This is a genomic window from Sagittula sp. S175, from assembly GCF_049800975.1.
Taxonomy (GTDB): domain Bacteria; phylum Pseudomonadota; class Alphaproteobacteria; order Rhodobacterales; family Rhodobacteraceae; genus Sagittula.
Genome location: NZ_JBNAGB010000024.1, coordinates 1 through 20,418 on the forward strand (window position 1 = coordinate 1; position 20,418 = coordinate 20,418).

Consider the following 20,418-nt stretch of genomic DNA (forward strand, 5'->3'; position numbering starts at 1 on the left):
TTGATCTCGTCCAGGGTCAGCTTGTGCGTGATCATCGGGTCGATCTCGATCTTGCCGTCCATGTACCAGTCGACGAACTTCGGCACGTCGGTGCGGCCCTTGGCGCCGCCGAACGCGGTGCCCTTCCAGACGCGGCCGGTGACCAGCTGGAACGGACGGGTCGAGATCTCGGCCCCCGCCGGGGCGACCCCGATGATGACCGACACGCCCCAGCCACGGTGCGAGCACTCCAAAGCGTCGCGCATCACCTTCACGTTGCCCGTCGCGTCAAAGGAATAGTCCACGCCGCCGATCTGGTCCGCGCCGCGCTTCGTCAGGTCGACGATCGCCTGCACGGTGTTGTCTACCTTGGACGGGTTAACGAAGTGCGTCATGCCGAATTTCTTCGCCATCTCCGCCTTGTCGTCGTTCAGGTCCACGCCGATGATCATGTCGCAGCCCGCCATGCGCAGGCCCTGGATCACGTTCAGACCGATCCCGCCAAGGCCGAACACCGCCGCGGTCGAGCCGATTTCCACGCCCGCCGTGTTGATCACCGCGCCGATGCCGGTGGTGACGCCGCAGCCGATGTAGCAGATCTTGTCAAAGGGCGCGTCCTCGCGGACCTTGGCCAGCGCGATTTCCGGCAGGACCGTGTGGTTCGCGAAGGTCGAGCAGCCCATGTAATGATAGATCGGCGTGCCATCGAGCATGTGAAAACGCGTGGTGCCATCGGGCATCAGGCCCTGGCCTTGCGTGCCGCGAATGGCGGTGCAGAGGTTGGTCTTGCCCGACAGGCAGGACGGGCACTGGCGGCATTCCGGGGTATAGAGCGGGATCACGTGATCGCCCGGCTTCAGCGTGGTGACGCCCTCGCCGACCTTGACCACCACGCCCGCGCCCTCATGGCCGAGGATGCAGGGGAACAGGCCCTCGGGGTCGGCGCCCGAGCGGGTGAATTCGTCGGTGTGGCACAGGCCGGTGGCCTTGATCTCGACCAGAACCTCGCCCGCCTTCGGGTCGTCCAGTTCCACTTCCATGATCTCGAGCGGTTTGCCGGCCTCAAGGGCGACGGCGGCACGGGTGCGCATATGTATTCTCCCGGTTGGAATTTCGCCGGGACCTTGCGTTAACTACGTTCCAGCCGCAAGTCGAAGCGTCGTTAATCGAATCTTCAAGGCTTCGACCGCACCCTCGCCATGTTCTCATGTGAGGAGGAGGCCACATGTCCAGCCCGTCCATCGTTGTGCTCGATACGCCCCGTGACGCGATAGCCGAATATTCCGAGGAAAACGCTGTTCTTCTGGCGCAGGTTCTGGCAGCGGCACCGCGACCGGACGCGCTTCGGGAGGAAGTGGCGGGGCATTGTGATGACGCGGTACGCCTGTCGGTGCTGCATGCGTTGTTGATAGCCGACAAGGACCCGGCTGAGCGGCTCCGCGCCCGGATTGCGCGTCGGCAGGAGGCGATACTTGCGTTGGACCATGCCGAACTGCACTTCACCATTCAGGCGCGGCAGGCGGAGGATGTCCGGGCGCGTCAACTGGCCGATGCGCTCCGACACGCGACGAAAACCACGCGCAGCCAGCTTGGTGTCGAAATCGATGAACTGGCGCGCCGTCACGACGAGGAAACGGCGCTCAGGGAAAGCGTCTCCTTCATCACGCGACGTCGCGCCTAGGGTCAACCGCAGCGCAGATCCACGATTGTTCCGTTCTCGTCGAGGTGAATATTCGTCCGGTCGCTGCGGTGGTCCATCGTCATCATATCGCCGGGCCGAAGGATGCGCTTTGGCTCGGGCACGGCTTCGGTCGCCGAAGCGGGTTGGCCGATCAGCGGAGCAAAAGCGGCGGCAGCGCAGTCGCCGGTGGCGGCTTCCGGCGGAGCCTCGGATTGGCGCGCGCCCATGGCAAGGTGAAGGTCGGTTGGACCTGAAGGCCCATATTGCAGGGCAGCCAGCGACAGGGCCGTGATCAGATTGTACATCGGGACACTCCTTTTGCCGAACCATGTGGTGCGCGGAACATCGGTATCCACATTCGCATTCAAGCGCAGGCGGATGTCCGCATAGGGCGGCACGACTCGACTCGCTTTGCGACTCGCTTTAGAACAAAAAGCGAACAAAAATGTACCGCCATGCAGACCCGCCGTATTCTTTCCCTTTGGTTTCCCCGCTTGGGCGCTGAACGTTGGCTACGCCAAGAAGCGCATCTGAGCGGCAAACCCGTTGTGACCGTGGTGACGGCAGGGAATGCACAGACCCTGGGAACGATGAACCTGATCGCCTCCATGCAGGGGCTGTACCCGGGGCAACCGCTGCGGGATGCCCATGCCATCTGCGCGGGGCTCGTCACGCGCCCTGCCGATCCGTCGCGGGAAATGGCGTTTCTCGAGGCGCTGCACCGATGGGCGGGAAAGTTCTCGCCATGGGTTTCGGCGCATCCTCCGGACTCGCTGGTCGTCGACCTGACGGGCTGTGCTCATTTGTTCGGGGGGGAAGACGGGCTGTGTCGGCAGATCGCGCTGGACTGCGACGATCTTGGGCTGACCGTGCGCTCGGGGCTTGCAGATACGCTGGGGGCGGCCTGGGCGTTGGCGCGGTTCACCAGTTCGGACCGACAATATGCCCGCAGCGGGGATGCCATCGAGCAGGAGGCCCCGGCGACGCGTGCCAAGGCCGGAAAGCGGCGCCATTGGGAGCGGGGGGGCGCCGCACCGATACAGGTTCCCGGGGGCCGCTCGCGCGATCATATCGCGCCACCCGGAGCCGCCACGCGTCTTCTGGCTCCCTTGCCCATTGCGGCGTTACGGCTGCCCGCCGAGACGCAAGAGGCGCTCACCCGCGTCGGTTTGCGCAGCATCGGTGACCTTATGGCGCAGCCGCGTGCCACACTCGCCCGCCGCTTTGGTCACGAGGTGCTGGCCCGTCTGGACCAGGCCACCGGCAATGTACCAGAGCCGATCGGCCCCGCCGCCGCGCCGGATCGCTTTGCCGTGCGGATCTCCTTTCCCGAGCCGATCGGCCTGCAGGAGGATGTCGCTGACGGTTTTGCCCGGTTATTGGACCGATTGTGCACTGGGCTGCGTGCCAAGGGGCAGGGCGTGCGTGTGTTGCGGCTGGAAGCACATCGCTGTGATCACATCATGCAGTGGCAGACTGTCGTCCTTGCCGATGCGCTGATGCAGCCGGAGCGGATCATGCCTTTGGTGCGGATGAAGATCGCCGAGATGGAGGCCGGGCCGGGCATCGACATGCTGCGGATGGAGGCTGTGCGGACGGAGGCCGTAAGGGCGCGCACCATGGCCGGGCATGTGGAGGCCGCAACGCAGGGAGAGAGCCGTCGTGGAACCCTGCGCGGACTGGACGATCTGGTCGGACGGCTGGGGGCGCGGCTGGGGACGGAGGCGGTCACCCGCTATCATCCGGCAAACAGCCATGTCCCGGACAAGATGTGGAACGTGGTGGCTGCGACCTGGACCGACCCTGCCATGATCTGGCCGGTGGATGATCGTCCTCGTCCCTTGCTGATGTGGCCGCCCGAGGCTGTAATAGCCCCTGACAGGCCAGACCTTGCGCCCGAATTCCGTTGGCGTGGCCGCGACTGGGAGACCGTCATGGCGCGTGGTCCCGAACGGATCATGCCGGAGTGGTGGCTGGAGGATACCGCGTGGCGGTCCGGGCCGCGGGATTACTGGGACGTTTGCACCGCGCAGGGCGACCGGCTGTGGCTGTTCTATGCGTATGGTGGCGCGGTTTCTTCAGGCTGGTTCTGCCACGGAAGCTTTGCCTGACATCGCCAGGAGCGCCCGATTTTTCGCAGAAAAATCAGGGGGCGGGGACGGCAACGGCCGCAATGATGGCTGAAACTGTGAGGATGCTGGCTGCCGTGGAGATCAGAATGGAAGCCGAGACTCTCTGTGGCGCAATTCCGTAGTGTTGGGCGAGGATGAAGACGTTGCCCGCCACGGGCAGGGCCGCGGCCGAGATCACGACCGAGGCACGATAGGCATCCACCGGGAACAGGTAATAGACTCCAATGGCCACAAAGAGCGGGTGCAGGATCAGCTTGGCAAAGGACAGCCAGACAGCGACTTCCATCCTCTCGGCGGATTTCGATGCCAGCGAGGCGCCGATGGCGAACAGGGCTCCCGGTGTCGCGGCGGCTCCGAGCGTGGCAAAGAAACTGTCCAGCACCTCGTGCAGGCCCAGCCCGGAGGCCGACACCATGAGGCCCAATCCGATGGACACGATCATCGGGTTCTTCAGCAGGCCAATGGCGAGATTGCGCAGGATACGCAATGACATGGTGCCCTCGCGTGCGCCCGTAACGATCAGCGTCAGTGCAGAGGAGAACACGATCAGGTCGATCGACAAGACGAGGATGATCGGCCCGACGGCCTCCTGTCCCAACAACAGCGCGAGCATGGGAACACCGAGGAACCCGGTATTGCCAATCGCCGCACATTGCGCCTCGATTGCCGCAACCGACATGTCCTGTTTCCGCAGGAACGCCACGATCATGCCGATCACGTAGGCGACTGTCGTCCCGAACAGATAGGCGCTGGCCAGCCGGGGCTCGAATATCTCGTCCATCGACAGATTGGCCGAAAACCGGAACAGCATGGCCGACAGAGCAAAATAAAACACGAACTTCGTCAGGTGGGCCGTCGCCTCGACCGAGAAAAAGCGCGTCCGTGCGGCCCCGTATCCGAGGCCGATCAAACCGAAGAAGGGCAATGTCTTGAGAAAGATCGCCAGCATGTCAGCGGGATAACACGGCGGTCGCCGGGGTCAATGCGGGCTTTCCCGAACAGGCGACATGTCCGGGCTTGGAGACCGAAAAGGCACGCCCGACGGCAAGACCATGCTCCAGCGCAGCGTTGACAGGGCGCAGATTGGTCCGGATCATATCGGGATGACACCGGGCAAAGCCTTTCTGAGCAGTGAAGAGATCCGATCCCTGTCGCGGCGCTCGGACCTGTTGGGGTGGGCATTGGTCATACATGCCTGGGGGCTGATTTTCGGGTCGGTCTGGCTGTTCACGCTGTGGCCCAACGTGTTGACCTGCCTGCTGGCAGTGATCGTGATCGGATCGCGGCAACTGGGACTGGCGATCCTGATGCATGAGGCGGCGCACAACGCGCTGTTTCGTACGCGAAAGCTCAACGAGTGGGTTGGAGCATGGTTGTGCGGGCGGCCCATTCTGGCGGACTTGGCCAGCTATCGCCATTATCACCTTCAGCACCATCGACACACGCAGAACGACAAAGACCCGGACCTGAAGCTGTCGAAGCCGTTTCCCACCACCCGCGCCTCGCTGAGGCGAAAGCTGTTGCGCGACCTGACGGGGCGGACAGGGATCAGGCAGCGCGCGGCGCAGATTGCATATGCCTTTCGTCTGGTCGGAGAGACCGAGGGCGTGAGCAGTCAGGATCTGGCACAGGCCTTCAGTGGTCCCTTGCTGGGCCGGGCCCTGTTGGTCAATGCCGGTCTGTTCGCGTTGTTCTGGGCCTTGTTCGCGTGGTGGTACTGGTTCGCTTTCTGGCTGCTTCCCTTGCTGACATGGTTTCAACTGGTCCTGCGTGTCCGAAACATCGCCGAACACGGGGCTGTCGAGCAGACCGAGGACCCGTTTCGCAATACCCGCACCACACTGGCAAATCCTCTGGAAAGACTCCTGGTCGCGCCCTATTGGGTGAATTACCACCTCGAACATCACCTGGTGATGCATGTTCCGGCTTACAGGTTGCCGCAGATGCACCGCCTGCTGCGCGACAAAGGGATGGAAGAGCGGATGACGATGGCGCCGAATTACCTTGATGTCCTGAAGCAGGCGAGCGCGCGCCCCTGGGCTATGCGCTCATGATCCGAAAGCCTTACACGCCGCACGCCGCTTTGACGACACCGGCCCGTCCCAGCTGTGCCCTGTGGCGGCTGGTGGTCGGTTTGTTCCTGGCAGCGGTTGTCATGTTTGGCCTCGCGCGCGGCGTCATGGCGGTGGTTGGCGGTTTCCTGACGCCCGAAGCGCGCTTTGACCTCGTCACAGCGGTCGAGACTGCCGACACCCCTCTGGGGCTGCTTGCGCTGTTGTTCATGATGGGGGCCATGGGGCTTGGTACGATGGTCACCGCCGAAGTGCTGCACAAGCGGTCCGGTCTGGGCCTGTTTGGCCCCAGGCGGCTGTTCTGGCCACAGTTTTGGCGTGTCCTGGCGGTGCTCGTCACGCTGAATGTCGCTATTGCATGTTTGCCGCCCTGGCCCTTGGCCATGGAAACTGAGCCGGGGTTGCCACTGTCCCGATGGCTTGTTTTGCTGCCCTTGACCACGCTCGCGCTGCTGATCCAGACCGGCTCCGAAGAGCTTCTGTTCCGGGGCTATTTCCAAAGCCAACTGGCCGCGCGTCTGCCGCAACCTTGGATATGGCTCACCGTGCCATCGCTGGCCTTTGCCTTGGGCCACTATGCACCCGAAACCTACGGCAGCAATGCTCTTGCCATCACGCTCTGGGCGTTTCTGTTCGGCGTGGCAGCCGCCGATCTCACCGCGCGCGCCGGAAGCCTTGGCCCGGCGGTCGCCATGCATCTGGTCAACAACTTTGCTGCGATGGCGATCATCTCGACCCAAGGCGAGATGTCCGGCCTTGCTTTGATGAAATTGCCGTTCGGGCCCGACGACGAAGCGGCTATCGCCGCCTTCCTACCCATAGATCTGGCCACAATGGGGGTCAGTTGGCTGGCCGCGAGGCTGGCGATCCGGTCGTAACCTCGCCGACACGATACGTGCGAATTGCATTTTGTCGCAGGCGGGCATAAGTGCAGCCCGAAGACAGGGTATTACTCGGGGTCGCAATGAACTGGATCACAAACTACGTCCGTCCGCGGATCAATTCGATCTTCTCGCGCCGCGAGATTCCCGAGAACCTCTGGTCGAAGTGCGACAGCTGCGGAACCATGTTGTTCCACCGCGAGATCAGCGACAATTTGAACGTCTGTTCGAACTGCGACCATCACATGAACATCACGCCGCGGGACCGGTTCCTGTCGCTGTTCGACGGTGGCGTCTTCAACGAGATCGCGGTGCCCGAGCCGGTCCATGACCCGCTGCATTTCCGCGATTCCAAGAAATATCCCGACCGCATGAAGGCCGCGCAGAAATCCACCGGCGAGAAAGAGGCCATGCTGGTCGCCGCCGGTGAAATCGGGCGCACCCCCGTGGTCTGCGCCGCGCAGGATTTCAGCTTCATGGGCGGCTCCATGGGCATGTACGTCGGCAACGCCATCGTGGCGGCGGCCGAAGAGGCGGTGAAGCTGGGCCGCCCGCTGATCCTGTTCTCCGCCGCCGGTGGCGCAAGGATGCAAGAGGGGATCCTGTCTCTGATGCAGATGCCGCGTACCACCGTCGCCGTGCAGATGCTGAAGGAAGCGGGTCTGCCCTACATCGTCGTGCTGACGCATCCCACGACAGGTGGTGTAACGGCCTCCTATGCCATGTTGGGTGACATTCAGATCGCCGAACCGAACGCGCTGATCTGCTTTGCGGGGCCGCGTGTTATCGAACAGACGATCCGAGAGAAGCTGCCCGAAGGGTTTCAGCGCGCCGAATACCTGCTGGAACACGGGATGCTGGACCGTGTGACCGACCGCCGCCAGATGCGGGCCGAATTGATCACGATCTGCCGGATGCTGATGCAGATGCCGCCTCCGACGTGGGGCGACCTGCCCAAACCGGGCTCCGAAGAGTTGGCGCCCGAGGCGAACATCGAGGGCAATGCCGCAGTGGACGCCATCACGGCAGCCAAGACCAAGAATAAAACCAAGTAGGCCTGACCTTTTCGAAAGGATCTTTAACGATGGAAACTCGGGGGTCTGACGTGATCCTGGAGCGTCTCATGACGCTTCATCCCAAGGTGATCGACCTGGTCCTGGACCGGGTCTGGCGCCTGCTGGCAGCGCTGGGCCATCCAGAGCGCGACCTGCCGCCGGTGATCCATCTGGCCGGGACGAACGGCAAAGGTTCGACACAGGCGATGATACGCGCCGGTCTCGAAAGTGCGGGCAAGCGTGTCCACGCCTATACGTCTCCGCATCTCGTGCGGTTTCACGAGCGTATCCGCCTCGCCGGTGAGCTGATCTCCGAAGACGCTTTGATGGCAGTGTTGGATGAGTGCGAGGCGGCCAATGGGGGCGAGCCGATCACCTATTTTGAGATCACGACCTGTGCCGGCCTCCTGGCCATGGCCCGTACCCCCGCGGATTACACATTGCTGGAGACCGGGCTGGGCGGGCGCCTTGACGCCACCAACGTGATCGAAAAGCCTGCTTTGACGATCATCACCCCGATCTCAATGGATCACGAAGCGTTTCTGGGGGACACGCTGGCCAAAATCGCGGGCGAAAAGGCGGGGATCATCAAGCGCGGCGTACCTTGTGTTGTCGGTCCCCAGCCGGACGCTGCAATGGATGTGATCGAAGCCCGTGCCACCGCTTTGGGTGCCCCGCTGCTGGCCTTTGGGCAGCATTGGCACGTATGGGAGGAACGCGGGCGACTGGTTTACCAAGACGAGACCGGACTTCTCGATCTCCCGCTGCCAGTCCTGCCCGGGGCACATCAGTACCAGAACGCTGGCGCAGCGATCGCCGCTCTTCGGCATCTTGGCGCGGACGAAGCGGCCTGCGAGGCGGCTGTCACATCGGCAGAGTGGCCCGCGCGGATGCAGCGCCTGCGCCGCGGTCCCCTGACCGAGGCCGCGCCGGGCGTGGAACTCTGGCTCGACGGTGGGCACAACCCCGCTGCGGGCGAGGCACTGGCGGCGCATCTGTCCTCGCTTCCCGAACGCCCGACATTTGCTATCTGCGGTATGCTGAACACGAAGGACTCCAAGGGTTTCCTGCGTCCCTTGGTGCCGTTCACCCGAGGCCTTTACGCCGTTTCCATTCCCGGCGAGGCGAACACGCTGCCCGCAGCGGAAACCGCGCAGCAAGCCACCGAGGTCGGGCATGACGCGCAGAGCGCTGCCAGCGTTCCCGAAGCGTTGAACCGGATCGCGGCGGACTTTCCCGAAGCACGGGTGCTTATATGCGGATCTTTGTATCTGGCCGGCCGTGTCCTGTCCGAAAGCAGTTGATTTATCAACTATATATGTTTTAACCTGCGGGAAAGTAAACTCGTCCCGCGGACCCCGACTTGATGGCGCTGAACTACCAATATCTGGACGACCTCGGACTGCTGTCGATCCACTGGGAAGGCAGGCTCACCTTGGGCGATCTTGCCAGTGCTTTCGAAACGCTCAGTGCCGATCCCACCGTCCGGTCCGCGCAGATCAGTCTCAGCGACTTCAGCGCGGTCGAGTCCATGTCGATTTTCCATTTCGGTCTCGACATGCTGCGAGAGGTCATTGGCGACGAGACGCGTGTCCCGCTCGAAGACCGACCGCATCACTCAGCCATCTTCATCGATGACCGGAGGGTCCTGTCGGAACTGGTGAACTTCGCGACGATGCTGAACCGGATTCCCCATCTGCACGTCAAGGTTTTCGAGGACAAGGCCGAGGCCATTGCCTGGCTCGGCCTGCCGCCAGAGGCAATCGGCCGTGTCGACCCGTCGTGATGCCGCGCCGCCGCATTGGCGGCAAAAATGGGTCCGGATATTGACTGATTCGCCCAGGCTGTCCTATATCTGGAGACAACGACAAGGGTTAGTGGCCCGGTAGGGGCCCCCATTAGGACGAGCAGTATGGTCAAAGGTCTTTTTCCGACCGTTTGCGCCGCCATTGTCATGGCGCTGCCCGTCTATGCTCAATCGAGCCGGATTACCGAAGACATGGCCGCGTTCAAGACGACGGTGAACGGTCAAACCTTGGCCGTGCAACGTGCCGGAGCATCCTGTCCGCCCGCCTGTGTGCAGCCGATGCAGGCGGCGCCGGGCGTCGGTACGATCGGTGAACTTGAAGTACTGGATTTCCTCGATATTTTCGTCTCGGACGCAAAGGGGCTTCTGGTCGATTCCCGTCTGCCTGACGGTTACGGACGTGGAACAATCCCCGGCGCCGTCAATGTGCCGTCCTCGACCCTGAGGCCAGACAACCCGTATCGGGATGACTTGCTGAATGCGCTCGGCGTCCGGACAGGTGATTTTTCGGGCGCCTTCGATCTGGTGTTGTTCGGCGCCGGGCCTGACGATCCCGAAGCCGCAGCGGCCGTGCGCAGCCTTCTGGATGCGGGTTACCCGGCAACCAAACTGAAATACTACCGTGGCGGCATGGCCGCATGGGAGGCGCTGGGCCTGAGCCTTGCCGCCGGACAATGATGACAAAAGGGGGAAGACTGACATGATCCGTATGGTCCTCTTTGCGCTCGGGTTCATCGCGATCACCGTGACCTTGGTCATCGTTCAGCCCGGTGCACGTAATCGCGGTCCAGAGACGCCGGCGCTGGAACCAGCTGTCACGAGAGCCCAGCCTGCCTTGACCGCCGATGTCATGGACGTATCGGAGCCCGAGGTTGCTCTTCAGAAACCTGCCGACCCGGTTTCGGATCAGAGTGACATCGCTCGCGTTGCACCCATGGCGCCGCTCGTCAGCCGACCTGTTCCTTCGTCCGGAAAAGAAAGCGCTCCTTTGGATGACCAGGAAATGCGTCGCATGACGTGGAATACTCTCTCGGGGCTGAACCAGGCGACGGGCCGTGACAGCGCGCCGGGCCAGCCCGGCAGTCTGTTGCACACCATTGTGCGGCGCTCACTTGACGGGGCGCCTGCCGCACAGAGCCCTCGGAAACCGACCAACGCGGGGATGTATATCGTTCAGGAGGGCGACAGCCTCGTGATGATCGCCGAGCGCGTCTACGGCGACGTCAACATGACCGGGCCATTGTTTGCAGCAAACCAGTCGATATTGACGCGGCCGGATGATCTCCGTGCCGGACAGACGCTTGTTCTGCCGGAACGTTGAGCAGCTACCTGTAGCGCAAGCGTTGTCCACAGCGCATACAATTTGACCGTGTCTCTATATGTTGACGGACTTCCGGCGATTCGCCTATAGTGGCTGAAACTGCGCGAGACTGCCAAAAAATCGAACGCGCGGATTTTGGGGGATGTTCAACATGACTTCGCGTTGCGGAGGCGCCGGACGGTTGTCCGGGGCCGCTACATATAAAGGGGCGGGCGCATGATCCGGCCTCTTGTCATGGTTTTGGGCTTCGTGTCGAGCACCATTGCCCTGCTTTGGGCGCTTACCGGCGAGGATCGTTCGCTTCAGTCACCCGATCAGGTCAGCCGCTCCAACCCCGATGTGATGGGGTTGCAGCCTGCCTTGAACCCCGTCAGTGCGCCCGAAATCGAAGAAGCTTCTGGGGAGGTCTCGACCGATATCGATCAGCGTCCCGAGGTCGGCGCGAGCGTCACTTCGCCCGCCGTGTTGCAGGAGGCGCCACGGACCCAGAGCCAGAGCGCAGCACTGCAAGCCTCGACCGAAGACCGCGTTGGCGGCGCTATCGAGGCGATGGGCTATGGAATCCTTGAGGAATTGAAGAAGCCGGTGGCCGCGCGAAGCGCCGAGCCTGCACCGGTCCAGACGGCTCGTGTGGCCCCAACTCCGACTGCCAACGAAGCCACGCGCACCTATACCGTTCAGGCCGGTGACAGCCTGCCCGGCATCGCATTCCGTTTCTACGGTACGACAGTCGCATATCTCCAGATCCTCGAAGCCAACCAGGAAGTTGTGCGCAATCCTGCGGATCTGCGGGCCGGAATGGTTCTGACCATTCCGGAATGATTGAACAAGGCAGAGAACCTCGAGCGAGCAGTGACTAGGCAGGGCCCTCAGGGCCCTGTTCCTTTTGCGCGATCAGGTTCTGCTCGCACCCCATTCGGCGGCCTGCATTTCCCTGAGGCGCGATGCGGTCCGCTCGAATTCAAAGCTGCCAGCGCCCTCGACGTACAATGTCTCCGGCTGAGCGGCGGCTGAGGCAATCACTCGAACTTTTGCTTCGTACAGCGCGTCGATGAGCGTTACGAAGCGCTTGGCCTCGTTGAAGTTGTGCCGCGAGAGACGCGGAATATCCTCGATCACCAGAACCCTCACCGCGTCGGCGAGCGCGAGATAGTCAGCCGGTCCCAAGGCTCGGCCACAAAGGTCGTAAAATGGCGCCCGCGCCATGGCGTTGCGATACCGGCGCAGCTCGACTTCGCGTCCCTTCACATGCAGCGTTAGAGGCTCTTCGATCCCGTGAGTGAGTTCCTCCCAGATGTCATCAATCGCCTTCCGCGCCGCCGCATTTGCTGGTGTGAAGTAGACCTGTGCACCCGAGAGGCGGTCTTGGCGATGATCCGTCGCCGAAGCCAGTTCTCGCACCTCCATGCGATCCTTAATGAGTGCAATGAAAGGCAGGAACAACTGACGGTTCAGCCCATCCTTGTACAGATCGTCAGGAAGGCGATTGGAGGTCGTCACCACGACGGTTCCCGCCTGGAACAACTGTTCGAACAGCCGTCCGACCAGCATGGCATCCGTGATGTCGGTGATTTGCATCTCGTCGAATGCAAGAACCTTGAAGTTGTCGGATACGGCCTTGGCCAAGGGTTTGATCGGGTCTTCGACTCCATTCCCGCGCAAGCGATGCATTTCAGCATGCATTTCCTGCATGAAGGCGTGAAAATGGGCCCGACGCGCGGGAACGTTGAGCGTTCCGACAAACAGGTCCATCAGCATCGACTTGCCGCGCCCGACTCCCCCCCAAAGATACAGGCCTTTCGGCGGTTCCGGCGCGCGGCGGAACAATCCCTTCTTCTGAGGCTCGGCCAAGGCGGCGCGCATACGTTCGAACTCTGGCAGTGAGGCGCGTTGAGCTTCGTCTGGCTTGATTTGTCCCGAAGCGACGCGCGCCTCGTAATGATCTTGAACGGTTTGCATGCCTGCGAAATAGCGTGACCCATACGCTTTGTGTAGAGGCTTGCCGCAGACTTACCAACATAGCCGCGACGTTCGACATTCGATGCACCGGATCTGCCGGGTTTGCCAGATTGCCCGACCGTTAGACCGGGTGGAGCTTCATGAAGACGATTGCAGCCCGAGGCACATGCTGGTGGTGACCAGACTGTTCTCCGGGGATGGTTCGACACCTTGATGGGCCCATCGCCCGACTGTGGGATGGAAACGGGATCATTCATTTCGGAGAACCCTTGGTTCGCCGTCCGGTTGGAATGAGCCAGATCCAATACTGCTGCCCAAGTGCATATCCCGGCGATGTTCGCGGGGGTTTTGGCGTCTGACCCAAGGTTTTCCGATTGCCTGTCCAGCGCCGGTGCCGGAGTGTGGCGCGGTCTAGTATCATGAACGCTGATGGGCCCGATCACGTTGGCCATTCTTGACCATTCCGATGTCTCGCGTACAGCTGTTCGCGCGTGAACAGGAGACGTCCATGACCAAAACGGCCCCCTTGCTGACCCCCGTGCTTGTGGTCGGCTGCTTCATAATCATGGTGTCTTTTGCGGTCCGCGCCAGCTTTGGTGTGTTCCAGATCCCGATCGCCGAGGAATTCGGCTGGGCGCGGGCTGAATTTTCGCTGGCGATTGCGATCCAGAACCTCGCTTGGGGCATCGGCCAGCCTCTTTTCGGAGCATTCGCGGAGAAACTGGGGGATCGCTTCGCCATCGTGCTCGGCGCGCTGATGTACGCCGCAGGCCTCGTGCTGTCGGCCATGGCTGATACGCCATTTGCGATGCAGGCCTGGGAAGTCCTCGTGGGCTTCGGCATCGCGGGGACCGGCTTTGGCGTCATCCTTGCGGTTGTGGGACGCGCGTCCAGTGCTCAAAACCGTTCAATGTCGCTGGCCATTGCCACGGCTGCCGGCTCCGCCGGTCAGGTGTTTGGCGCGCCCGTGGCCGAAGCCTTGCTGGCGGTGATGAGCTGGCAATCCGTCTTCGTTACATTCTCGCTTGCCCTGCTGGCCATGCTTCTGACGCTGCCGCTGATGCGGGCACCTGCAGCGAGCAAGGCCGAAATCGAAGAAACCATGGGCGCCATCCTGGGCAAGGCCTTCCGCGACCCATCCTTCACGCTGTTGTTTCTTGGGTTCTTCTCCTGTGGGTATCAGCTGGCCTTCATCACCGCGCATTTCCCCGCCTTTGTGACGGAACTCTGCTCGCCGATCATGGCGGGCAGCGTGCTGTCGTCCATGGGGGTCACGTCGACTTCGGCGCTGGGGGCCGTGGCAATCTCGCTTATCGGGTTGTTCAATATCATGGGAACGCTGACCGCAGGTTGGCTGGGTAAGCGCTACACGAAGAAATACCTGCTTGCAGGCATCTACCTTGGGCGGACGATGGCTGCCGCGGCCTTCATCATGCTGCCGATCACGCCGACGTCGGTGTTGATCTTTTCTGCGGTCATGGGGGCGTTGTGGCTGGCCACCGTGCCGTTGACCTCTGGCCTGGTCGCGCATCTCTATGGGCTGCGCTATATGGGGACGTTGTACGGGATCATTTTCCTCAGCCACCAGATCGGCGGTTTCCTCGGCGTCTGGCTGGGCGGGCGGATGTACGACATCTATGGCGACTACACGTTGGTCTGGTGGATCGGCGTTGGTGTCGGCGCATTCAGCGCGCTGGTGCACCTGCCGGTAAAAGAACATCGCGATCAGCCGGTCAGCCCAGTGGCTGCCTGACGGTCAGATCACCGGACCGTCCCAGGTTTCGGCAATCGCCTGCGCCACGGCATCGGCGTGAGTATAAGTCAGTCCGTGCCCCGCCTCTTCGATCACGACCTGCCGGACATCACGGTTCCACTGCGTCAGCTGCCCCATGGCGCGCAGGGGAATGGTCTTGTCATCGCGGGCCCAGATGGCAGTCACGGGCAGGTGGGTGGCGTGGATTTCACGGTGCGCAGCCTCCGCAGAGCGTCGCAAGGTGCCCCTCAATGACGACAGCACCGACCGTACAAACCCGCGCCGGTCCAGTTCACCAATTTGCAGGTCACTGATGTCCTCGACGCTCGAGGCCGCGTTGCGCTCCGCCTCAGCGGCTTTTCGGAACAAAGTGGGATAGGCCATGTGGAACAGCCAATCACCCAATACCGGCCATTCCACGGCCCACCGCGCCATGGCGCCAAGCTCGTGCCCCATGCCCGCTGGGGCCAGAAGGATCAGCCTACGCAGCCGGTGACCGTTTTCGGATGCCCAATGGGCCGAGATCGCGCCACCCATTGAATAGCCGATGAGGGTGATGTCATCGGTCAGGCCTTCGTGGTCCAGAAGGTCGGTCAGTTGCCGGGAGAAGACCCCGGGCGTCTGCAGGCCGCGCGGCGCTGCGGAGTAACCGCGCCCGTACAGGTCGTAGACCAGAACGCGATACCCCATGGCCACCAGCCGTCTTGCAAGCCCCAGCCAGACGAAGGAGGGCGTGGTCAGCCCATGAACACAGACCGCCACTGGCCCCCGCTCCGGACCCAGCCAGTCATAGTGGGTGACCCCCTGAGACAGATCGGCGAAGGATCCCGGAGCCTGTGCCCGAAGTCGTGCGTTTCGGGGGCGGCGACGCAATTCGCGCAGCGCGGGCAGTGCAGCGACAAGCCCTCCCGCAGCGGTCAACCAGTAGCTCACGCTGCCTCCGAAGCGGTCAGAAGCCCTTTGCTCACGAGGCAGTCTGCCCAGCCGGACGCGCCGTCAAAAACGTGCGTCTGCCAACCGCGGGCTTGAGCGGCGGCGATGTTCTCGGCCCGGTCGTCGGTGAACAGGAGCGCCTTGGCAGGCAGGCCGCAATCAGCCTCGACCATGGCGTAAATTTCGGGGTCAGGCTTTGCCACGCCCATGTGTCCCGAGACATAGGCATGGGTGAATTCATTCAGGAAATCATACGCCGGAGTGGCGATGGCCCATGTCCCGATCCCGAAATTGGTCAATGCAAATGTGCGGACCCCTCTGGCGTTCAATGCGCGCAACAGGCGCACGGAATGCGGGATCGCTGGCTTCGCAATCTCCAGCCAGTCATCGTGCCAGAGGCGGATTTCGTCACGCCATTCGGGGTATTTTTCGGCCCAGCCATAGATCGTATCGCGAAAGTCATGGCCACGGTCCACGAGGTCGTTCATGCCGTGCAGGTCAACCTCGGCGAACATGGCCTTGCGTCGTTCGACGCCGATCCGGGGATCGTAGTATCGTTCGGGCTGCCACTCGATCAGCACGTTGCCGACGTCGAAAATCACCGCCTCGATCATGATCTACCCCTTTGCGGCCTGACGCATGGCCCGGTCCAGCGCGTCGAGGAACCGACTGCGATCCGCCTTGGAAAAGCTCTTGCCGCCACCCTGCCGAAAGGGATCGGCGGCGCGCAAGTCGGCCATGAGGTCCCGCATGGCAAGCTGCTGGCCGATATTCGCCCCGTTCAGGATCGATCCGTCAGGTCGCAGCACCTGCGCCCCGGCCTCGACGCATTTCGCGGCAAGCGGGATGTCGTTGGTCACCACCACGTCGCCTTTGCCAGCGCGGTCCGCGATCCACATGTCCGCCACATCCGGCCCGGCTTCGACCACGACGATCTCGACCAAAGGGTTGCGCGAGGGGCGCAACCCACCGTTCGATACCAGTTTCATCGGTGCCTTGAACCGGGTGGCGACGCGCTCGGCCTCGTCCTTCACCGGGCATGCGTCGGCGTCGATGTAGAGGGTCGTCATCAGCCGAACAGATGCTCGGCGTGGAAGGCGACGTGATCTTCCATGAAGGTCGAGATGAAGAAATAGCTGTGGTCATAGCCTTTCTGCATCCGGAAAATCCCCTCTTGCCGACGGGCGGCCATGGCCTGAGCAAGGCTCTCGGGCATCAACAGATCAAGGAACTGGTCGCTGGTGCCTTGGTCGACCAACATCGGCCCGTCAAAGCCTTTCTCCTGCATCAGCAGGGTGGAGTCATGCTTCTCCCAACCGCTGTCGCCCAGGTATGCGCCCAGTTGCTTCTTGCCCCAATCCGATTGCGTCGGGTTGGCGATGGGCGCGAAGGCGGAGACCGAGGTAAACCGCCCCGGCAGGTTCATCGCCAGCGTCAGCGCGCCATGCCCGCCCATGGAATGCCCGGTGATGGCCTGACGGTCCATGTCCACGGCGAAATTGGCGCCCAGCAGGGCGGGCAGTTCATCGGCCACGTAGTCCCACATGCGGAAATGCGGTTTCCACGGGTCTTGCGTGGCATTGACGTAGAAGCCCGCGCCCTGACCCAGATCGTATGCCTCGTCATTCGCCACACCCTCGCCACGCGGCGAGGTATCGGGGAAGACCAGCGCGATGCCCATCTCGGCGGCCCAGGCTTGTGCGCCCGCCTTTGTCATGGCGTTTTCGTGAGTGCAGGTCAGGCCGGAGAGATACCAGAGCACCGGGACGGGGACGTGCTTTGCCTCTTCGGGCAGGAACAGGCCAAAAGTCATGTCGCAGGCGCAGGCGTCGCTAGCGTGGGTGTACACGCCTTGCGTGCCGCCAAAGCTGCGGTTCTCGGAAACGGTCTTCATGGGAGTCCCCCGGTGGTCAGATCACTTTGCGCCGTACCGTGCCATGAAGGTGTCCAGAGCGCCATCAACAATCCGGTCGCGCTCGGTTTGTGAGAATTCGCTGCGCAGGCCAAAGACAAGCTGCGGCCAGAGGTCGGCCTTGCACAGCTCGGCGAACTGGTCGGCGGCGAGGCCTATGTCGTCGATGGCCACCTCGCCGCGCGATTGCGCCACTTCGAGGTAGGACACCAGCGCGCGCCGCACCAGAAGCGGGCCGCTTTCGTAGAAGCGTTGTCCGAGTTCCGGAAATCGGTCGGATTCAGCCACGCAGACACGAAAGATCTTCTGACCCATCTCGGACAGCATGAAGTCCAGCAACTTGCGACCGGCGATCGGCAGCACCTCACGCGGGGGGCGGGTGAAGTCGATCGCGACGATGGCCTCGTCCGCCTGACGGTTGCACTGGGCACAGGCGCATTCCATGAAAAGAAGGCGCTTGTCGGGGAAATAGCTGTAAAGCGTCGCCTTCGAGACTCCTGCCTCGCGGGCGATCTCGTCGACAGAGGCGCCTTCGAAACCGTCGCGCAGGAAGACTTCCTGCGCCCCGGCGATCACCTGGTCGTACTTTCGGCCCTTGCGGACGTCCTTGACTGTATCTTCGGCAGCCTTGCCCGCTGTCATACGTTTTCTCCCGTCATCGAGAGAAGATATAGACCGTTCAGTTCAGTCTCGGCAAGGAAACGCAACGTTACTTGCACAGGTCGGTTTGCGTGGCTGCGCAGCCTTGGGTCGAAACGTCCGGTTGCTGCACGGGTGCCGGGAAGGTCAGGTCGGGCAGGAAGGACGGGCCGACATTGGCCAAGGCGGGCATCGCGATGAGCGACAGGAGCAGGGCTGGGATGAGCTTGCGGGTCATTGGTCTTCTCCACATTGGAAGTAAACTAAACTGTATGGTTCATATAAATGAACCGAGTCGTTCAGTTTGTCAATCGCTGCGCTGCGGCAGAATGGCCATACCCCCCATTCGGACCTTGCATAGCCGCGTCAATTTTATAGTTTGGAATCATTCTAATAAAAGGATGGCACCATGCGGTTCCTGATGCAGCGGCGGCGGTTTGACGATCTGACAGAGCAGGAGGTGCTCGCACTGGCGATTTCGTCCGAAGAGGATGACGCCAGCATCTACCGCACCTATGCCGAGAAGCTGCGTGGGGAGTATCCCGATACCGCGAAGATCTTTGATGGCATGGCCGCCGAAGAGGACCACCACCGGGCGTCGCTGATCGAGTTGCACCGCCAGCGGTTCGGCGAAGTGATCCCGCTGATCCGCCGCGAACACGTCGCCGGGTTCTACGCGCGCAAACCGGTCTGGCTGGTCGAGAACCTGTCGCTGGAACGCATCCGCACTGAGGCCGAGGCGATGGAGCGGGATGCCGAGCGGTTCTACCTCGCGGCGGCGCAGCGCACGTCGGACGCAGGAACGCGCAAGCTTCTGGGATTCCTCGCCGCCGCCGAAGCGGGCCACCAGAAGGCGGCCGGGGGGCTGGAGCAGGAGCACCTCGACGAGGCTGCCCGCGAGAGCGAAGACGACATGGCCAAGCGCCAGTTCCTGCTGACATGGGTGCAGCCGGGCCTTGCGGGCCTGATGGATGGTTCGGTGTCGACGCTTGCGCCGATCTTTGCCACGGCTTTTGCGACGCAGAACACGTGGACGACTTTCCTTGTGGGGCTCGCCGCATCGGTTGGCGCGGGCATCTCCATGGGCTTTACCGAAGCCGCTTCGGATGACGGGCAGTTGTCCGGGCGTGGGTCGCCCATAAAACGGGGCATCGCGGCGGGCGTCATGACCACTGTCGGCGGTTTGGGCCACGCACTGCCCTATCTCATCCCGCACTTCTGGACCGCGACCATTACGGCGATGATCGTTGTTTTCGTTGAACTTTGGGCCATTGCGTGGATCCAGAACCGTTACATGGAGACGCCGTTCTGGCGCGCGGCCTTCCAGGTGGTGTTGGGCGGGGCGCTGGTGTTTGGCGCTGGGGCGCTTATTGGCGCGGGCTGACGCCAAAGGGGCCGCGGGACGGCGCTGTTTCGACTGCGTCGAAAGGCGCCCCGCCCGCCGTCCCGTCACGCGTCACGCGTCGCGTGATCCGTTGACCGGCCAACCCATGCTTGCCCGACGGCTTCCCAGCGGCTATCCCGATGGGCGGAAGACTTGGGGAGGACATATCCGTGCTCATGTGTTCGTCCGTCAGGGCGTCGCTGCGGTGCTGGTTGGTCAGCGCGGGGGTAGCGGTCATGCTCGCAGGGTGCAGCGCGGCACCCGTCTCTGACCTTGCCGGGAACGGTTCCGAGGCGTCCTCCGTCACGACGAAGCGCAAGCCTCCGCTGGCCAAGATGTCCTTTGCCGGGGGCGCGGTCGTTGTGGCCGGGCCGGAGGGCTATTGCCTCGATCCCGAGACCAGCGCGTCGAGCGCCGGGCGCGGGATCGCTGTCATCGCCTCCTGCCTGATCTTGTCTGACGGAAAGGTTGGTATCTACGTCGCTCCGGTGATCGTGACGGTCACGATCGGGCCGCGGGCGACTGTGCAGGACCTGCCGGATGCAGCCGCCCTGGCCGAGGCGGCGGGGACCGATCTGCTGGCGGGCGGGATGCGGGATGGGCTGGTCGTGGCGCATCTCGCCAGCGGTGGGGATGCGATGCTGGACGAGGGAGACACGCGGTATTGGCGCGGGGCGTTCATCGAGGGGGAGCGAGCCGTCGGCCTGGCGCTTTATGCCCCGAAAGGGGATGCGCTGGCAGGGGAGCGCGGCGTGGTCATGCTGGAGAAGGTGCGGGCGAGCATCCGCCGCGCCGGGTCCGGTAAGCCGGTCGCCGTGGTCGATGCAAAAACCACGACCACCCTTGAGAAACCTAGACAAAATAAGATGTTTTCACGTTTATTCGGCAGCTAGGGTTTGCCATAATGCTT

At 62.6% G+C, this 20,418-nt stretch carries 23 protein-coding genes; 13 read left to right on the plus strand and 10 right to left on the minus strand.

All coding sequences use genetic code 11. The annotated features are described in order from the left end of the window. Window positions 1–1,070, minus strand: a 1,070-nt coding sequence (locus ACP16H_RS21625) for an S-(hydroxymethyl)glutathione dehydrogenase/class III alcohol dehydrogenase (protein WP_425074308.1), incomplete at its 3' end; no start/stop codon positions are given. Window positions 1,071–1,204: 134 nt separating this feature from the next. On the opposite strand from ACP16H_RS21625, the gene ACP16H_RS21630 reads away from it, so the two are divergent. Beyond that, window positions 1,205–1,660 carry a hypothetical protein gene (locus tag ACP16H_RS21630; RefSeq protein ID WP_425074309.1) on the plus strand — a complete coding sequence of 152 codons (456 nt, stop codon included), beginning with the start codon at window positions 1,205–1,207 and terminating at the stop codon, window positions 1,658–1,660. Between the two features lie 2 nt (window positions 1,661–1,662). Here ACP16H_RS21630 and ACP16H_RS21635 read toward each other — a convergent pair whose 3' ends face one another. Continuing rightward, a complete protein-coding gene (locus ACP16H_RS21635) occupies window positions 1,663–1,965 on the minus strand; it encodes an I78 family peptidase inhibitor (protein ID WP_425074310.1) in 303 nt (100 codons plus the stop codon). A gap of 150 nt (window positions 1,966–2,115) precedes the next feature. Here ACP16H_RS21635 and ACP16H_RS21640 point away from each other — a divergent pair, with 150 nt between their 5' ends. Then, window positions 2,116–3,771, plus strand: coding sequence for a Y-family DNA polymerase (locus ACP16H_RS21640; protein WP_425074311.1), 1,656 nt, complete (start codon window positions 2,116–2,118; stop codon window positions 3,769–3,771). Between the two features lie 34 nt (window positions 3,772–3,805). Here the strand turns inward: ACP16H_RS21640 and ACP16H_RS21645 are convergent, their stop codons facing one another. After that, window positions 3,806–4,741, minus strand: coding sequence for an AEC family transporter (locus ACP16H_RS21645; protein ID WP_425074312.1), 936 nt, complete (start codon window positions 4,739–4,741; stop codon window positions 3,806–3,808). Window positions 4,742–4,799: 58 nt separating this feature from the next. Here ACP16H_RS21645 and ACP16H_RS21650 point away from each other — a divergent pair, with 58 nt between their 5' ends. The 8 genes from ACP16H_RS21650 to ACP16H_RS21685 all read left to right on the plus strand — a co-directional run bounded on the left by ACP16H_RS21650 (window position 4,800) and on the right by ACP16H_RS21685 (window position 11,750). Further along, window positions 4,800–5,846, plus strand: a complete 1,047-nt coding sequence (locus ACP16H_RS21650) for a fatty acid desaturase family protein (RefSeq protein ID WP_425074313.1) — start codon at window positions 4,800–4,802, stop codon at window positions 5,844–5,846. Beyond that, the gene (locus ACP16H_RS21655) at window positions 5,843–6,742 is read left to right on the plus strand and encodes a lysostaphin resistance A-like protein (RefSeq protein WP_425074314.1); all 900 of its coding nucleotides are present in this window, start codon (window positions 5,843–5,845) and stop codon (window positions 6,740–6,742) included. The genes ACP16H_RS21650 and ACP16H_RS21655 overlap by 4 nt, the downstream gene beginning before the upstream one ends. 86 nt (window positions 6,743–6,828) lie before the next feature. Next, window positions 6,829–7,800, plus strand: coding sequence for an acetyl-CoA carboxylase, carboxyltransferase subunit beta (accD, locus tag ACP16H_RS21660; protein ID WP_425074315.1), 972 nt, complete (start codon window positions 6,829–6,831; stop codon window positions 7,798–7,800). Between the two features lie 29 nt (window positions 7,801–7,829). Continuing rightward, window positions 7,830–9,104, plus strand: coding sequence for a bifunctional folylpolyglutamate synthase/dihydrofolate synthase (locus ACP16H_RS21665; protein WP_425074316.1), 1,275 nt, complete (start codon window positions 7,830–7,832; stop codon window positions 9,102–9,104). A gap of 62 nt (window positions 9,105–9,166) precedes the next feature. Continuing rightward, window positions 9,167–9,586: a hypothetical protein gene (locus tag ACP16H_RS21670; protein ID WP_425074317.1), complete on the plus strand. Its 420-nt coding sequence runs from the start codon at window positions 9,167–9,169 to the stop codon at window positions 9,584–9,586. Between the two features lie 126 nt (window positions 9,587–9,712). After that, a complete protein-coding gene (locus ACP16H_RS21675) occupies window positions 9,713–10,285 on the plus strand; it encodes a rhodanese-like domain-containing protein (protein ID WP_425074318.1) in 573 nt (190 codons plus the stop codon). Between the two features lie 22 nt (window positions 10,286–10,307). Beyond that, window positions 10,308–10,928: a LysM peptidoglycan-binding domain-containing protein gene (locus tag ACP16H_RS21680; protein WP_425074319.1), complete on the plus strand. Its 621-nt coding sequence runs from the start codon at window positions 10,308–10,310 to the stop codon at window positions 10,926–10,928. A gap of 216 nt (window positions 10,929–11,144) precedes the next feature. Then, complete coding sequence (locus ACP16H_RS21685; RefSeq protein ID WP_425074320.1) at window positions 11,145–11,750, plus strand: LysM peptidoglycan-binding domain-containing protein; 606 nt, start codon at window positions 11,145–11,147, stop codon at window positions 11,748–11,750. A 72-nt stretch (window positions 11,751–11,822) separates the two neighbouring features. Here the strand turns inward: ACP16H_RS21685 and zapE are convergent, their stop codons facing one another. Continuing rightward, the gene (zapE, locus tag ACP16H_RS21690) at window positions 11,823–12,887 is read right to left on the minus strand and encodes a cell division protein ZapE (RefSeq protein ID WP_425074321.1); all 1,065 of its coding nucleotides are present in this window, start codon (window positions 12,885–12,887) and stop codon (window positions 11,823–11,825) included. 508 nt (window positions 12,888–13,395) lie between these two features. Here zapE and ACP16H_RS21695 point away from each other — a divergent pair. Then, window positions 13,396–14,640, plus strand: a complete 1,245-nt coding sequence (locus ACP16H_RS21695; RefSeq protein WP_425074322.1) for an MFS transporter — start codon at window positions 13,396–13,398, stop codon at window positions 14,638–14,640. Window positions 14,641–14,643: 3 nt separating this feature from the next. Here ACP16H_RS21695 and ACP16H_RS21700 read toward each other — a convergent pair whose 3' ends face one another. From ACP16H_RS21700 to ACP16H_RS21725, 6 genes are all read right to left on the minus strand, one after another. Further along, on the minus strand, window positions 14,644–15,573 hold the full coding sequence (locus ACP16H_RS21700) for an alpha/beta fold hydrolase (protein WP_425074323.1): 930 nt from the start codon (window positions 15,571–15,573) through the stop codon (window positions 14,644–14,646). Next, window positions 15,570–16,190, minus strand: a complete 621-nt coding sequence (locus ACP16H_RS21705; RefSeq protein WP_425074388.1) for an HAD family hydrolase — start codon at window positions 16,188–16,190, stop codon at window positions 15,570–15,572. The genes ACP16H_RS21700 and ACP16H_RS21705 overlap by 4 nt, the downstream gene beginning before the upstream one ends. Further along, window positions 16,191–16,643, minus strand: a complete 453-nt coding sequence (locus tag ACP16H_RS21710; RefSeq protein ID WP_425074324.1) for a YaiI/YqxD family protein — start codon at window positions 16,641–16,643, stop codon at window positions 16,191–16,193. Further along, entirely contained in the window at window positions 16,643–17,467 is an 825-nt protein-coding gene (gene fghA / locus ACP16H_RS21715; RefSeq protein ID WP_425074325.1) for an S-formylglutathione hydrolase, read from the minus strand. The genes ACP16H_RS21710 and fghA overlap by 1 nt, the downstream gene beginning before the upstream one ends. 21 nt (window positions 17,468–17,488) lie before the next feature. Then, window positions 17,489–18,127 (minus strand): TetR/AcrR family transcriptional regulator, encoded by a 639-nt coding sequence (locus ACP16H_RS21720; protein ID WP_425074326.1) that lies wholly within the window; start codon window positions 18,125–18,127, stop codon window positions 17,489–17,491. A gap of 67 nt (window positions 18,128–18,194) precedes the next feature. Beyond that, the gene (locus tag ACP16H_RS21725; protein ID WP_425074327.1) at window positions 18,195–18,362 is read right to left on the minus strand and encodes a hypothetical protein; all 168 of its coding nucleotides are present in this window, start codon (window positions 18,360–18,362) and stop codon (window positions 18,195–18,197) included. 171 nt (window positions 18,363–18,533) lie between these two features. Here ACP16H_RS21725 and mbfA point away from each other — a divergent pair, with 171 nt between their 5' ends. After that, window positions 18,534–19,508 (plus strand): iron exporter MbfA, encoded by a 975-nt coding sequence (gene mbfA, locus ACP16H_RS21730; RefSeq protein WP_425074328.1) that lies wholly within the window; start codon window positions 18,534–18,536, stop codon window positions 19,506–19,508. A gap of 236 nt (window positions 19,509–19,744) precedes the next feature. Then, a complete protein-coding gene (locus ACP16H_RS21735) occupies window positions 19,745–20,401 on the plus strand; it encodes a dihydroxy-acid dehydratase (protein ID WP_425074329.1) in 657 nt (218 codons plus the stop codon). Window positions 20,402–20,418: the final 17 nt, after the last annotated feature.

Coding starts and splice junctions, on each gene's coding strand:
- ACP16H_RS21630 (WP_425074309.1), top strand. CDS start 1,205: ATGTCCAGCCCGTCCATCGTTGTGCTCGATACGCCCCGTGACGCGATA.
- ACP16H_RS21635 (WP_425074310.1), bottom strand. CDS start 1,965: ATGTACAATCTGATCACGGCCCTGTCGCTGGCTGCCCTGCAATATGGG.
- ACP16H_RS21640 (WP_425074311.1), top strand. CDS start 2,116: ATGCAGACCCGCCGTATTCTTTCCCTTTGGTTTCCCCGCTTGGGCGCT.
- ACP16H_RS21645 (WP_425074312.1), bottom strand. CDS start 4,741: ATGCTGGCGATCTTTCTCAAGACATTGCCCTTCTTCGGTTTGATCGGC.
- ACP16H_RS21650 (WP_425074313.1), top strand. CDS start 4,800: ATGTCCGGGCTTGGAGACCGAAAAGGCACGCCCGACGGCAAGACCATG.
- ACP16H_RS21655 (WP_425074314.1), top strand. CDS start 5,843: ATGATCCGAAAGCCTTACACGCCGCACGCCGCTTTGACGACACCGGCC.
- accD (WP_425074315.1), top strand. CDS start 6,829: ATGAACTGGATCACAAACTACGTCCGTCCGCGGATCAATTCGATCTTC.
- ACP16H_RS21665 (WP_425074316.1), top strand. CDS start 7,830: ATGGAAACTCGGGGGTCTGACGTGATCCTGGAGCGTCTCATGACGCTT.
- ACP16H_RS21670 (WP_425074317.1), top strand. CDS start 9,167: ATGGCGCTGAACTACCAATATCTGGACGACCTCGGACTGCTGTCGATC.
- ACP16H_RS21675 (WP_425074318.1), top strand. CDS start 9,713: ATGGTCAAAGGTCTTTTTCCGACCGTTTGCGCCGCCATTGTCATGGCG.
- ACP16H_RS21680 (WP_425074319.1), top strand. CDS start 10,308: ATGATCCGTATGGTCCTCTTTGCGCTCGGGTTCATCGCGATCACCGTG.
- ACP16H_RS21685 (WP_425074320.1), top strand. CDS start 11,145: ATGATCCGGCCTCTTGTCATGGTTTTGGGCTTCGTGTCGAGCACCATT.
- zapE (WP_425074321.1), bottom strand. CDS start 12,887: ATGCAAACCGTTCAAGATCATTACGAGGCGCGCGTCGCTTCGGGACAA.
- ACP16H_RS21695 (WP_425074322.1), top strand. CDS start 13,396: ATGACCAAAACGGCCCCCTTGCTGACCCCCGTGCTTGTGGTCGGCTGC.
- ACP16H_RS21710 (WP_425074324.1), bottom strand. CDS start 16,643: ATGACGACCCTCTACATCGACGCCGACGCATGCCCGGTGAAGGACGAG.
- fghA (WP_425074325.1), bottom strand. CDS start 17,467: ATGAAGACCGTTTCCGAGAACCGCAGCTTTGGCGGCACGCAAGGCGTG.
- ACP16H_RS21720 (WP_425074326.1), bottom strand. CDS start 18,127: ATGACAGCGGGCAAGGCTGCCGAAGATACAGTCAAGGACGTCCGCAAG.
- ACP16H_RS21725 (WP_425074327.1), bottom strand. CDS start 18,362: ATGACCCGCAAGCTCATCCCAGCCCTGCTCCTGTCGCTCATCGCGATG.
- mbfA (WP_425074328.1), top strand. CDS start 18,534: ATGCGGTTCCTGATGCAGCGGCGGCGGTTTGACGATCTGACAGAGCAG.
- ACP16H_RS21735 (WP_425074329.1), top strand. CDS start 19,745: ATGCTCGCAGGGTGCAGCGCGGCACCCGTCTCTGACCTTGCCGGGAAC.